Below are 13,303 nucleotides of genomic sequence, written 5' to 3'. Positions count from 1 at the left end.
TTTTGGTTCCGTGCAAAACGGAGACTGGCCGCCCGCCCGTCCTTGTAGGAGCGCACCCTGTGCGCGATGCCTTTGCTCAAAGTGACTCGGTCGCCGAAGGCGATCGACCGCTGTTCGCTTCACCGGTGTCACGAGCCAGAGCATCGCGCACAGGGTGCGCTCCTACAGGGGCCGGCGATCGGACGCTGTTGGCTTCGGATGGAGTCAAGGACATCGCGCAGAAGTGCGCTCCTACAGGTGCAGGTGCAAGGAGGCTCTTTGCCTTGAAGACAGTGCACACCGCGGCAGAAGTATCGCGGCCGGGGCCACGCCCGCAAGCAAGGGCGCAAAAACCATGCTGAGCGCCAGCGTCATTGCCATCGCTGCGCTGTGCTGGCTCGGCCTGCTGTTCGGGGTGGCGTTGCTTGGCGAGCGGCAGCCGCACATATTCGAGAAGCGATGGGCGATCGTGTATGCGCTGTCGCTGGCGATCCACTGCACCTCGTGGACGTTCTACGGCACCGTCACCCAGGCCAGCCGCTCCGGTTGGTGGCTGCCGCCGACGTTCGTGGGGGCGATCGTGATGTACCTGTTCGCGCTGAAATTCCTCGGCCGGATGGTGCAGCTGGTGCGCGAGTACAACGCCGGTTCGCTGGCCGACCTGATCGCGGTGCGGCTGGGCCGGCATTCGGGGTTGGCGGCGCTGGTCACCGCGGTGGTGGTGATCGGCATCGTGCCGTACATCGCGCTGCAGCTCAAGGCGGTGGCGATGAGCTACGGCATCCTCAGCCAGGGGCAACTGGCCGAATCCGAGCCGTGGCAGGACAGCGCGTTGTACGTGGCCTTGCTGATGGCGCTGTTCGCGATGCTGTTCGGCACGCGGCGCGCCTCGACCATGGCGCACAATCGCGGGCTGGTGCTGGCGATGGCGTTCGAGTCGCTGTTCAAGCTTGGCGCAATGCTGGCGCTGGGCAGCCTGTTGTTTGCCGCGCTGCCGGCGGATTTGCCCGCGCATGTGCCAGGGCCGCCGGACAGCGGCGGCTTCCCGGCGCTGATCCTGCTCGGCGCGTTGGCGATGTTCACCATGCCGCACCAGTTCTACGCCGGCATCGTGGAGTGCCGCAGCGACGGCAACCTGCGCACCGCGCGCTGGCTGTTTCCGTTGTACCTGCTGCTGATCTCGCTGCCGATCCTGCCGCTGGCGCGGCTGGGTGATGCGCTGCTCGGGCCCAGCGGGGTGTCGTCGGACATGTACGTGCTGGCCCTGCCGCTGGCGCAGGGCGAGCGGGGGCTGGCGCTGGTCGCGTTTCTCGGCGGTCTGAGCGCGGCGACCAGCATGGTGGTGATCGCCACGCTGACGCTGAGCCTGATGGTGGTCAACCATTTCATCGCGCCGCTGCGCGTGCGTTCGGGTTGGGGGCGCGGCGAGCGCGTCGACTTGCGCGGGGCATTGCTCAATTACCGGCGCGTGGCGATCGTGGTGGTGATCCTGCTGGCGTGGGCATACAGCCGCCTGCTGGCGCGCAACGAGGCCCTGGCCGACATCGGCGCGATCTCGTTCTCGGCGCTGGCCGGACTGACGCCGGCCGTGCTTGCGGCGATGTACCGGCCGCAACTGGGCTCGCGCGCGGTGATGGCCGGGCTGGCTGCCGGCACCGTGGTGTGGATCTACGCGGTGTTGCCGGCGCTGCTGCCGACGTCGCTGCCGTGGCTGCGCGAGGGACCGTTCGGCGTGCACTGGCTGGCGCCGGACGACCTGCTCGGCCTGGGTGACTGGAACCGCCTCGGCCGCGCCGTGGTGGTGAGCCTGGCGGCGAACGTGGCGGTGATGCTGGCCGTCGCCGGTTCGCGCTACGGGCAGGGCGGACGCGCGGTCAGCGTGGGCCATGTCGACGTCGCCGAACTGCGCGCCCTGGCGGCGCGCTTCCTGCCGCCCGAGCGCGTCGAGCATCTGTTCGATGGCGCACCGGCCAATGGTTCGTCCGGCACCACGCGGGTCAACCAGGTGGAGCACGAACTGGCCGCGGTGATCGGTGCCGCGTCGGCGCGGCTGCTGCTGGAGGTGGTGCATCGGCAGGGTCGCGACGAGCTGGACACGGTGGTCGCGATCGTGGGCGAGGCGGCGCAGGACCTGCGTTTCAACCAGCGCGTGCTGGGTGCGGCGCTGGAGAACATGAGCCAGGGCATCTGCGTGGTCGACGCGGAGCTGTGCCTGGTGGCGTGGAACTCGCCGTATGCGCGCCTGTTCAACTATCCGCCGGGCATGCTGCGGGTGGGCCGCCCGGTCGCCGAGCTGACCCGCCACAACATCGAGGCCGGCATGCTCGGCCCCGGGGCGGTCGAGACACGCGTGCAGCGCCGGCTGGAGCACATGCGCGCGGGTACCCGGCATTTGTCCGAGCGCCGTTTTCCCGACGGCAGGATCGTGGAGGTCCGCGGCAATCCGATGCCCGGCGGCGGCTTCGTGGCCACCTTCACCGACGTCACCGCGTTCCGCCAGGCCGAGGCGGCGCTCAAGCGCGTCAACGAGACACTGGAACTGCGCGTGGATGAGCGCACCCGTGCACTGGCGCTGGCCTCGGCGGATGCGCAGGCGGCCAACGAGGCGAAGGGCCGCTTCCTCACCGCGGTCACCCATGACCTGATGCAGCCGCTGCATGCGGCGCAGTTGTTCGCGCATGCGCTGACCGAGCGCGGTGGCGACAGCCGCACGGCGCAGCACCTCAACGGCGCGCTCGCCGCCACCGAGGGCTTGCTGACCGGGCTGCTCGACGTGGCGCGGCTGGAGGGCGGCCGCCTGCATCCGCAGCTGCGCGCGTTTGCGCTGGCCGAAGTGTTCGATCCGCTCGGCGCCGAGTTTCGCGCGATGGCCGCCGATCGCGATGTCCGGTTGCGCGTGGTGAGTACGCGGGCATGGGTGCAGTCCGATCCGCAGCTGTTGCGGCGGGTGCTGCAGAACTTCCTGTCCAACGCGCTGCGCCATGCCGGCCATGGCCGCGTGCTGCTCGGCGCGCGCCGGCGCGGCGCCATGCTGCGGCTGGAGGTGTGGGATACCGGTGGCGGCATTGCGCCGGAGGAGCAGCAACTGATCTTCCAGGAGTTCCGTCGCGGCAGTACGGCCGGAGGGCAGGGCTTGGGGCTGGGCCTGTCGATCGCACAGCGCATGGCGGACCTGCTCGGCCATCCGCTCGGGCTGCGCTCGTCGCCGGGGCACGGCAGCGTGTTCCATCTCGAGGTGCCGCTGGCACCGCCCACGCCGCACCGCGCGCCCTCTCCTGACACCATGCAGCCGCTGCCGGCGGGCCGCGCGCTGGTGCTGGACAACGAACCGGCGGCGCTGGCGGCGCTGACCACGCTGCTGGCCAGCTGGGGCTGGCAGGTGCACGCCGCGCGCAACGCGGCGCAGGCGTTGGCGGTGCCGTGGCGGCCGGACGTCAACATCCTGGACTTCCATCTGGATGGCGGCCAGAACGGCCTGGATGTCTGGCGACAACTCGCGGCAGGTCACCCTGACGTGCCCACGGTGATGCTCACCGCGGACCGCGACGGCGAACTGCGCCAGCAACTGCTCGATGCCGGCGCGGGTGTGCTGTACAAGCCGCTCAAGCCGCTGGCACTGCGGCAGACGCTGTTGCGTCTCGGTGCGCGCGGTGTACATGCCGCGCAACAAGTTGCGCATCCCCGCGCCGTCAGCGCGGGCACGGCGCCTTCGTCCACCGCGCCGCAGCCGGGCGATTCTTGCGGCGCCACTGCCGGCGAGACCTGATCTGGATCAATGCCGCACCGGAGATCGAGGCCTATGGTCACGGGGCTCGACGCCCGGGTGGGCGCCATACCGGATTCGACGGAATGGAACGATGCAGGCAAGCGCAGCGGCACCCCGCGCGATCGGACAGGCGGAAGACGACCGTGCGTTGACGGCGGTATTCACGGCGTACGTCACCACCGCCACGATCTGGCTGGTGATTGCCACGGCAGTCGGTCTGCTGCTGGCGTTCAAGTTCGGCGCACCGGACTTCTGGGCGGCCAAATACCTGACTTTCGGTCGCCTGCGGCCGATCCATACCAACGCGACGTTCTACGGCTGGGCCAGCATCGGCCTGGTCGGCGTGGCGTATTACATCGCCGCGCGCAGCTGCGGCACGCGCCTGTACAGCACCCGGCTGGCGTGGCTCGGACTGGCGTTGTTCAACCTTGCCGCGATCGCCGGCACGATTGCGCTGGACCTGGGCTGCAACGACGGCGATCTGGAATATCGCGAATGGCCGTGGCCGATCCGGCTGATCTTCCTGGCCGCCTTGCTGGTGACGGGATGGAACCTCATCGGCACCGTGCTCAGGCGCAGCAGCGAGGACATCTATCTTTCCAACTGGTACACCATCGCCGGCGTGTTGTGGACGTGCGTGATCGCCACCGTGGGCGTGCTGCCGTGGTACCAGCATGGCCTGGGCCAGGTGGCCATCTCCGGCTTCTACATGCACAACGCGGTCGGCATGTGGTTCACGCCGCTGGCATTGGGCACGTTCTACTACGCGATACCCAAGATCCTGAGCCGACCGATCTATTCCTACGCGCTGGGCGTGTTCGCGTTCTGGACCAACCTGCTGTTCTATCCGCTGCTCGGTGCGCACCATTTCCTGTTCAGTCCGCTGCCGTGGTGGCTGCAGACCACCGCGATCGTGTTCAGCGTGGCGATGCTGGTGCCGGTGTGGGGCGGCAGCGCGAACTATCTGCTGACCATGCGCGGGCGCTATCGTGACATGATCCATTCCTACCCGCTGATGTTCATCTTCGTGGGGGTGATCGGTTATCTGTTCGGCTCGACCCAGGGCACGGTCGAGGCGTTCCGCTCGATGCAGGCGATCTGGCACTTCACCAACTTCACGGTCGGACATTCGCACCTGACGATGTACGGCTTCGTCACGTTCGCGCTGTGGGGCGGCATCTACGCGCTGCTGCCGCTGGCCACCGGCAAGACCGCGGGACGCATCGGGCTGGCGGCGCATTTCTGGATGGCGCTGGTAGGCAGCTTCATCTACGTGATCTCGCTGTCGATCGGCGGCACGGTGCAGGGACTGGATTGGCTGCACGGCCTCCCGTTCATCCAGTCGGTGGTGGACATGCAGCCGTACTACGTGTGGCGTGGCGTGGGCGGGATGCTGATGTTCGGCTCGCACCTGGTGTTCGCGTGGAACGTGTGGCGCATGACCTCGGGCCAGCCCGGCAATGCCGCCTCGCCGGTGCTCGATGCCGACGTCACCGGGGAGGTCACGGCATGAAAAAGCTCCTGCTGATCGCCGGCGGGGCGCTGGGCATCTACATCGTCATCGTGCTGCTGGTGGCGGTGCTGCCCGCGATCGACTTGTCCGGCACACCGGCGGGCCCGGGCGTGGAACCGCTGACCGCGTTGCAGGCGGAAGGCCGCACGGTTTTTGTCGCCAACGGCTGCAGCTATTGCCACACGCAACAGGTACGCCCGCTGGACGAGGACAAGGTGTTCGGCCGGCCTTCCGCGCCGGGCGACTTCGCCTACCAGACGCCGGAGTTGCTGGGTTCCGAACGCACCGGCCCGGATCTCGCCAACGTGGGCGCCAGCAAGCCGAGCGACGTGTGGCAGTACATCCACCTGTTCGACCCGCGCGCCGTGGTGCCCGAGTCGATCATGCCGAACTTCAGGTTCCTGTTCCGCGTGGTGGACAAGGTGCCGCCCGGCGAGACCGCGGTACCGATTCCGGAAGGTTTTGCACCGACGACGGGCAAGGTGATCCCCACGCCGCAGGCCAGGGCGCTGGTTGCCTATCTGCTGTCCCTGAAGCAGACGCCGATCCCGGGTTACACGATGAACGGCAGCATGGGCGGCGCGACGAACGCGGCGCCGATGGCGAAGGCCGGACCTGCGCCGGCGACTGCTCCGGCCGGTGCGTACCAGTACGTGGCGAGCAAGGGCGAGGCGTTGTTCACCGCCAATTGTTCCGCCTGCCACCAGGCCACCGGCACCGGCATCCCCGGCGCCTTTCCGCCGCTCAAGGGCAATGCCGCGGTGGACGATGAGGACCCGACCCTGCACATCCACACGGTGTTGCAGGGCGCGCACGGCGTCATCATCGGCGGCGTGAAATACGACAGCGCCATGCCGCCGTTCGCCGGCCAGCTGAGCGACGCGGACATTGCCGACATCGTCAACTACGAGCGCAGCTCGTGGGGCAACCACGCCAAGCCGGTCACGCCGGCCGAGGTCGCTGTCGTGCGCGCGAAGGGGCAATGACATGCATCACATGACCGGGCCGCTGTGGGGCAACATCGCGATCATCGGGATCGCCGGTGCCATCACGATCGGCTGTTTCGTCGCGATGTTCTGGATGATCTTCCGGCCCGGCGAGAAGGATCCGCGCCACTGCAAGAACAACATCCTGCGGCCGGATCGGTGAGGGAGGTATCCGCGATGGCCAAGCCGCACGTGCGCATCTACATCGACGACAACCCGAAGCCGGTGATCGATCGCGAGTTGCCCACCTCGCTGACGCTGGATACGCGCCAGCTGAGCGACGGTCCGCATCGTCTGATCGTCTGTGCCGAGGACCAGGGCGGTGCCGAAGGCATCGAGGAGATTCCGTTCGTCGTGCAGAACGGTCCCGGCATCCTGGTCTCCGGCCTGCGTCCGGGCTCGACCCGGCGCGGCGAGTTGCAACTGCACGTGGATGCGTTCAGCACGGACGATCCGTTTGATCCGCGCCGCGCCGAGGCGCGTTCGTCGATCCCGGTGTGGGTGTGGGTGCTGAGCCTGTTCGTGGTGGCCTGGGCGGTGTTCTACGCCGCGCGCATGTGGGAGGTGCCCGCGCCCTATGCGAACACGCCGACCTACATGCAGCCGGCCGCACCGTCGCACGGTTGATCGCTGCCGCCGCGCGTGGCCGGCGCGACCACAGTGTTTTCACCGGTGCGCGCCCATCATGCCGGCGATCCAGCCATTCCCTGACGTGGATCAGCGCTGCGTCATGCGGCCGCGCCTAAGGTGAGGGTACGCGACGCCCGCTTGGCGCCATGCCGGGTGCACAACCATGAAACGATGCAGAAGGGCAGCGGAATCCGACGTGCGGCGGCAAACGCCGGGTGATGCGCGCCAGTCGCGCGAACGGCGCGAACGACGCATCGACGAGCAACTGGCGCAGAGCTTTCCCGCCAGCGATCCGCCCGGCTGGGTGCTCGGCACATCGCGGCCGCCACTCTGAGGCGATCGACCCGACCCCGCGCGTCCGGTCGCCGCAGGGCGAGCGGGCGTGCGCGTCCGAGAAACGAACAGGAGCAAACCCCATGGAGCCACCCATGTATCCCCCCTCCACCGTGGAACTGGCGCGCAAGCGCCGCGAGCTGGCGCCCGCGCCGCTGCAGGCCTTCAAGGCTTTCAGTGCCGCCGTGTTCGCCGACGGCGCCTTGCCCAGCGTCACCAAGCAGTTGATCGCGGTGGCGGTGGCGCACACCACGCAATGCCCGTACTGCATCAAGGGCCATACCGCCGAGGCGCTCAAGCAGGGCGCCACCGAACAGCAGATCATGGAGGCGATCTGGGTCGCCGCCGAAATGCGCGCCGGCGCCGCCTATGCGCATTCCGCGCTGGCGCTGGACGTGATGCAGCATGCGCACGAGGGCCACTGAGATGAGCGCCCGTTTTGCCACGGTCTCCGACACCATCCTCGACGCCATCGGCGACACGCCGCTGCTGAACATCGAGGGCGTCTACGCCAAGATCGAGTTCCTCAACCCGTCCGGCTCGATCAAGGCGCGCATCGCCAGGTACATGATCGAGCGCGCCGAGCGCGAAGGCCTGCTCAAGCCGGGCGACACCATCGTGGAGGCGACCAGCGGCAACACCGGCAACGCCCTGTCGATGGTGGCCGCGGTGAAGGGCTACCGCATGCAGGTGGTGATGCCCGAGGGGCTGTCCAGCGAGCGCGTGGCGATCTCCCGCGCATTCGGCGCCGAGGTGCTGTTCTGCGGCAATTTCCACGTCAACGAGGCGCTGGCGCGGGCGAAGGAGCTGGGCCAGCAGCCCGGCTATTTCTGCCCCAGCCAGTTTGAGTCGGAATGGAACGTGGAGGAGAACCGCGAGATCCTCGGCCCGGAGATCCTTGCCCAGCTGCCCGCCGGCTGCGTGCCCGATGCTTTGGTGCTCGGCGTGGGCACCGGCGGTACGCTGATCGGTGTGGGGCAGGCGTTCCGCGCGGTCAATCCCGATGTGCGGCTGTTCGCGATGGAGCCATCCGAATCGTGCACGATCCTCTGCGGCGAGATCGCCGCGCACACCATCGAGGGCATTTCCGACGGCTTCGTGCCGGGCATCTTCGAACGCCATGCCAGCCTGGTGAACGAGGTGCTGTCGGTATCCAGCGTCGATGCGGTGGCCGAGATGAAACGGTTGGCACGCCGCCACGGCCTGTTCTGCGGCCCCAGCTCCGGCGCGCACATGCTGGCGGCGCAGCGCATCCGCAAGAACTTCCCCGAGTTGAAGACGGTGGTGACGGTGTTCTGCGACGAAGGCGAGAAATACCTGCACGAGTATTTCATGGCGCCGGCCAGCAGCGAGGTCGATGCCACGCATTTCGCCTGAGTGCGTGTTGGTACGTGACGGGGATCGCGGCGGGACGCCGTGCATTCACGGATGTGCCGCGACGAACCCCTTCGCTTCGGCCAGCGCCGGCAGATCCGCATCGGCGCTGTGCCAGATGGTCATCAGTTCCTTGTAGGTGGCGGTGGCTGCCGCGGTGTCGCCGCTGGCCGATTCCGCGCGGGCGCGGCCGAGCAGGGACCGGGTGCGGCGGGGTGCGCTTTTCAGTGCGGTCCCGAATGCCGCGCGCGCCTCGGTCGCCTTGCCTTGCCTGAGCAACTGTTCACCCAGCAGTTCGTGTGGCGGCTTGATCGGCACCGGCGGACCGAAGTCGAACGCCAGTGTTTCGTAGCGGCGGGCTGCGCGGCGGATGGCATCCAGGCCACTCTGCGGCTTGCCCTCGCCGATCGCCAGCATGCCGCCGAGGTCCTCCCGGAGGATGGCCAGGTAGCTGGTCGTCTGGGCGTCGCCGGAGGTCTCGTTGCCGGCGTGCCGCGCCGACAGCGCGGCCAGCGATTTCTGCGCAGCCGGCAGGTCGTGGCGTTCGATCGCGGCATAGCCCTCGGTGAAATCGTTCCAGCCGGCGTCCGGGCCCATGCCGGTCGTATCCACCGTGGTGTGCGCGGCCGGGCCGTTGCCGTCGCCGGATTCGACCACGGCGATCGCGCGCATCTGCAACAGCGACTTGTTGAGCATTTGCGCGAACTTCGTCGGCGTGCTTTGCATCGTGGCCAGCCGGTCGGCGTGGGCGTTGGCCCAGGCTATCGAGGGCTCGATCGACTGCTGGCATGCCTGCAGCGCCCTTTCAGCATCGCGGAAACGACCCTGCTGGTAGTAGGCGTACTCCAGCCACTCCATGTAGTGACCGCATTCGGCGGGCGGGCGGCCGGCGGCTTTGGCCTGGGCATTGACCACGCGCATCGCCACCTCGTTGGCTTTCGCCACGTCATCCCACAAGCCGAGCGCCATGAAGATGTGCGACGTCATGTGCTGGGCGTGGGCGGCGTCGGGCGAGATCTTGGACAGCGCGTGCGCAGGCTCGAGCGCGCCGGCGGCGTGCGCGGGATCGTCCATCGCGTGAATCCAGTAATGCGCCGCGCCGGGGTCCTGCGGGTTCAGGCGGAAGATGCGCTCGGCAATGGCACCGGCGCGCAGATAGGCCGGGATGTCGCGCACGCCTTCGCTGCGTCCCATCAGCGCCAGCGCGTGGAAGAGCTGGGCGTTGTTGTCATGCGGCCAGGTCCTGGCCAATCGCTCCATCGCCTGGTCGTACTGCGCGTCGCGTTCCGGCTTGGTGCCGTGGCCGGAATACAGGATTTCCACGGCGGCGAGATAGGCCTTCTCGCGCGGCGTCGGCGCCTTGGCGGCGCGCGCGGCCGGGGTAGGGCCGAGCCGTTCGAGTGCCGCGCGACCGGCATCGGCATCGAGCTGGTTCCAGATGCCGTGGTTGTACGTCATCGCTTCACCCCAGCAGGCCATGGCGAAGCCCGGGTCCAGTTGCCGGGCCTCGCGGAATGCCTTGGCGGCATCCGGATACTCGAACAGGTGCAACAGCAGCGCGCCGCGCAGGAAGGCGGTTTGCGCAGCCGTCGAATGGGTCGACGTGGGGAACGAGATGCTGCCGAGGCCGGCGATGGTTTGCATCGGGGTGGCTTCGCGCGCCTGGGCGCCGGTCAGCAGGCCCGGCCACAGGATTCCGCAGACGAAGGCGGCGAGAGCCAGGACGACGAGACGAAGACGACGCGACAGATTCATGATTGACATCCTTCTGCTGGATGAAGTCACGTGCGGCGGGCGAACCCGCCGGTGCAGCGGACGAGATCATGAGGTAGCGCCCATCCTCCGGGAACGGGGCAGAGGCGTCTCGGTCTGGGCGCGCGCAGTGTGCGCCTGGCCGGCCACGGATGGAAACCCGCCAAGGGCGGTGTCGTGGCCTGGTGTCGCCGCGTGCGGCTATCCCACCCGTCCTGGCTCCCCCAGGTCGAGCGATCGCAACAGCATGCCGGCCTGCGTGCGATTGCGCACCCGCAGCTTCTCGAAGATCGCCGTGACGTGTGCCTTCACCGTGCGTTCCTGGATCGAGAGCCGGTCGGCGATCTGCTTGTTCAGCAGCCCCTCGGCGAGCAGGGCGAGCACCCGCGACTGCTGTTCGGTCAACCGGGCCAGCCGGCCAGCGAGATCGGTGTCGGTGGAATCGGCGGGCAGGGCGGCGACGGCGTCGGCGAGTGCGGCGGGCAGCCAGCTGCCGCAGTCGAGCACCTGCCGGATCGCTGCACCGATCTCGGTGGGGCTGGCGCTCTTGCAGATGAAACCGGCGGCGCCGTGGTCGAGCACGCGGCGCACCACTTGCGGTTCGTCGTGCGCGGATACCACCAGCACGGCAACCGCCGGATGCTGGCCGCGCACCGCGGCCAGCCCGGTCAGTCCGTGGCTGCCCGGCATGTGCAGGTCGAGCAGCACCAGGTCGATGTCCGGGTCCGCACGCAACGCGGCCAGTGCGGTGGCCAGGTCGGTGGCCTCGCGCACGGTGCAGTCGGGCAGGCTGTGCTCGGCGGCCTGGCGCAACGCGGCACGAAACAGCGGGTGGTCGTCGGCGATCAACAGACTCGGCATGAGCGCCAAGGTAGCCGGACGAACTGCCGGCGTCGAGTTGCCGTGGCGGCGAGGCTGGACCTTCGTACGATGGCAACGCGTCGCGTGCCTGCTTATGGTGTGGCAATGAATGCATCCCTTCGCTGGTTGGCCGCGCCGTGCATCTGCGTGCTGGTTTCCGTCATGCTGTCCGCTTGTGTCGAAGGGGCGACCACGCGAGGGGCGAAGATGCATGAGCTGGAACTGGGCAAGGTGCTTGCCACCGAGCACCGCGGCCACGATGACCTGCTCAGCGCCGGCCTGGGCCTGAGCGGATTGGCCGGCTTGCCGGCGCCGTTCGCCAATCCGCTGGCGCCTACCGCGGCGGAGCTGCGCCGCCGGGCGATCCAGGCCAGCTGGAAAGGCATCGCCGATCTCGGCCCGCTGGGCGGCTACGGCCGCGTGTACGGCGGCGTGCCGGACGTGCCGGGGCGCGAGTACCAGATGTTCGCTCGGCTGCCGGGGGCGCGTTCGCCGCATCGGGTGCTGCTGCAATTGCCCGACGGATTCGACCACGCGAAGCGCTGCCTGGTGGTGACCGCCTCGTCCGGTTCGCGCGGTATCTACGGCGCGATCGCCGTAGCCGGCGCGTGGGGTCTGCCGCGCGGTTGCGCGGTGGCGTACACCGACAAGGGCACCGGCTCGGGCTATTTCGATTATTCCGACGACAGCGGGGTAGCGCTGGACGGCCGGCGTGCGAAACGCGGCGAGCAGGAACTGGAGTTCGAGCCGCCGCCGGCAGGTGCCGGCACGGGCATCGCGGTCAAGCACGCGCACTCCGGCGACAACCCGGAGGCGGACTGGGGCCGCGACGTGATCCAGGCCGCGCAGTTCGGCCTGGCCATGCTCGACCGCGCCTATCCCGGCGAGGCGCCGTTCACGGCGCAGAACACGAAGATCATCGCCACCGGCATCTCCAATGGCGGCGGCGCGGTGCTGCAGGCGGCGGGGCTCGACCATGATGGGTTCTTCGCCGGCGTGGTGGCGCTGGAACCCAATGTCTACGCCGCGGACGGCGGCCGGCCGCTGTACGACTACGCGACCGAGGCGGCGATCTGGCTGCCATGCGCGCTTGCCGACGCCCGCTTCGACGACACGCCCATGGCGCGCGGGGCAACCCGTCAGCCGCCGCCGGCGTGGGCGTTGCGCTGCGCCAGCCTGCGCGCGCAGGGCAAGCTGCAAGGCAGCACGCTGGCCGAGCAGTCGGCGCAGGCGCGCCACTATCTGCAGCAGCGTGGCTGGAACGACGCGGCGATGGCCACCGCGGCCAGCACCACCGCGTTCGGCCTGTGGCGCGTGGTCACCGCCGGTTACGCCTCGGCCTATTTGCGCCGCGGCCCTGCCGACATGCCATGCGGGTTCCATTACGCGGCGATGGGTGTCGGTGCCCTCCCGGGCGTGACTGATCCGATGGCGCGCGCGGCGTGGTGGGCCGACGCCTCGGGCATTCCTCCCGGCAATGGCGTGGGGCTGTTCGGCGGCGTCAACGTGTCGCCCGATCCGACTCTGCTCGGCGAGGATTGCCTGCGCGCGCTGTGGACCGGCGACGAGTCGGCCGCGCAGATGCTGCAGGCCTCCATTGCTGCCACGGCGGCCAAGCTGCCACGCGCCGACTTGCCGCTGTGGGTGGTGCACGGTGCCGACGACGGCCTGCTGCCGACCGCCTTCACCTCCGAACCCTATGTCGCCTGGCTGCGCGAAGAGGGCCGTCGGCTGCTGTACTGGAAGGTGCCGCACGCCCAGCATTTCGATGCGTTCCTGCCGCTGCCAGGCTTCGGCGAGCGCCATCTGCCGCTGCTGCCCTACGGCTACGCCGCCCTCGACCGATTGTGGGCGCATCTATACGAGGGGGCTGCCTGGCCGACCAGCGTGCCCACGCCTGCAGGCCACCCGCGCGGCGCATCCGTGCTCACGCGGGAGTCGCTGGGGCTGGACTGAGGCGCTGCCTCGCGGGGGCGGGTGTTGACCTGACCGGAAAAACGGCGCGACCATGTTCAGTGTTGCGGCAAATCGTCGCAGGCGAGGGACAACAAAAATCAGGGGCTCAATGACGGCGAAGCGGCCGGTCGCGAATGCGGCCGATACCGGCGA

At 68.8% G+C, this 13,303-nt stretch carries 11 protein-coding genes; 9 read left to right on the top strand and 2 right to left on the bottom strand.

Annotated features, from left to right (window positions below):
* Nucleotides 1-334 precede the first annotated feature (334 nt).
* From ACVCL3_RS03585 to ACVCL3_RS03550, 8 genes are all read left to right on the top strand, one after another.
* Nucleotides 335-3,745, top strand: a complete 3,411-nt coding sequence (locus ACVCL3_RS03585) for a PAS-domain containing protein (protein WP_447100461.1) — start codon at nucleotides 335-337, stop codon at nucleotides 3,743-3,745.
* 91 nt (nucleotides 3,746-3,836) lie between these two features.
* Nucleotides 3,837-5,258 carry a cbb3-type cytochrome c oxidase subunit I gene (locus tag ACVCL3_RS03580; RefSeq protein WP_447100460.1) on the top strand — a complete coding sequence of 474 codons (1,422 nt, stop codon included), beginning with the start codon at nucleotides 3,837-3,839 and terminating at the stop codon, nucleotides 5,256-5,258.
* The gene (locus ACVCL3_RS03575) at nucleotides 5,255-6,244 is read left to right on the top strand and encodes a cbb3-type cytochrome c oxidase subunit II (protein ID WP_447100459.1); all 990 of its coding nucleotides are present in this window, start codon (nucleotides 5,255-5,257) and stop codon (nucleotides 6,242-6,244) included. The genes ACVCL3_RS03580 and ACVCL3_RS03575 overlap by 4 nt, the downstream gene beginning before the upstream one ends.
* Before the next feature lie 10 nt (nucleotides 6,245-6,254).
* Nucleotides 6,255-6,407 carry a hypothetical protein gene (locus tag ACVCL3_RS03570; RefSeq protein ID WP_447100458.1) on the top strand — a complete coding sequence of 51 codons (153 nt, stop codon included), beginning with the start codon at nucleotides 6,255-6,257 and terminating at the stop codon, nucleotides 6,405-6,407.
* Between the two features lie 14 nt (nucleotides 6,408-6,421).
* Nucleotides 6,422-6,871 (top strand): cytochrome C, encoded by a 450-nt coding sequence (locus ACVCL3_RS03565; protein WP_395118230.1) that lies wholly within the window; start codon nucleotides 6,422-6,424, stop codon nucleotides 6,869-6,871.
* Between the two features lie 166 nt (nucleotides 6,872-7,037).
* Nucleotides 7,038-7,208, top strand: coding sequence for a hypothetical protein (locus ACVCL3_RS03560; protein WP_395118232.1), 171 nt, complete (start codon nucleotides 7,038-7,040; stop codon nucleotides 7,206-7,208).
* Between the two features lie 82 nt (nucleotides 7,209-7,290).
* Complete coding sequence (locus ACVCL3_RS03555) at nucleotides 7,291-7,632, top strand: carboxymuconolactone decarboxylase family protein (protein WP_447100457.1); 342 nt, start codon at nucleotides 7,291-7,293, stop codon at nucleotides 7,630-7,632.
* A 1-nt stretch (nucleotide 7,633) separates the two neighbouring features.
* The gene (locus ACVCL3_RS03550; RefSeq protein ID WP_395118236.1) at nucleotides 7,634-8,584 is read left to right on the top strand and encodes a PLP-dependent cysteine synthase family protein; all 951 of its coding nucleotides are present in this window, start codon (nucleotides 7,634-7,636) and stop codon (nucleotides 8,582-8,584) included.
* 45 nt (nucleotides 8,585-8,629) lie between these two features.
* Here ACVCL3_RS03550 and ACVCL3_RS03545 read toward each other — a convergent pair whose 3' ends face one another.
* Entirely contained in the window at nucleotides 8,630-10,336 is a 1,707-nt protein-coding gene (locus tag ACVCL3_RS03545; RefSeq protein WP_447100456.1) for a hypothetical protein, read from the bottom strand.
* A gap of 198 nt (nucleotides 10,337-10,534) precedes the next feature.
* Nucleotides 10,535-11,194, bottom strand: a complete 660-nt coding sequence (locus tag ACVCL3_RS03540) for a response regulator (protein WP_447100455.1) — start codon at nucleotides 11,192-11,194, stop codon at nucleotides 10,535-10,537.
* 105 nt (nucleotides 11,195-11,299) lie between these two features.
* Here ACVCL3_RS03540 and ACVCL3_RS03535 point away from each other — a divergent pair, with 105 nt between their 5' ends.
* Nucleotides 11,300-13,150: a 3-hydroxybutyrate oligomer hydrolase family protein gene (locus tag ACVCL3_RS03535; protein WP_447100454.1), complete on the top strand. Its 1,851-nt coding sequence runs from the start codon at nucleotides 11,300-11,302 to the stop codon at nucleotides 13,148-13,150.
* Nucleotides 13,151-13,303 lie beyond the last annotated feature (153 nt).

Source organism: Rhodanobacter sp. UC4437_H4, assembly GCF_052978425.1.
Note: the sequence above shows the minus strand (reverse complement) of the source record. Positions and strands in the feature narration are given on the sequence as shown.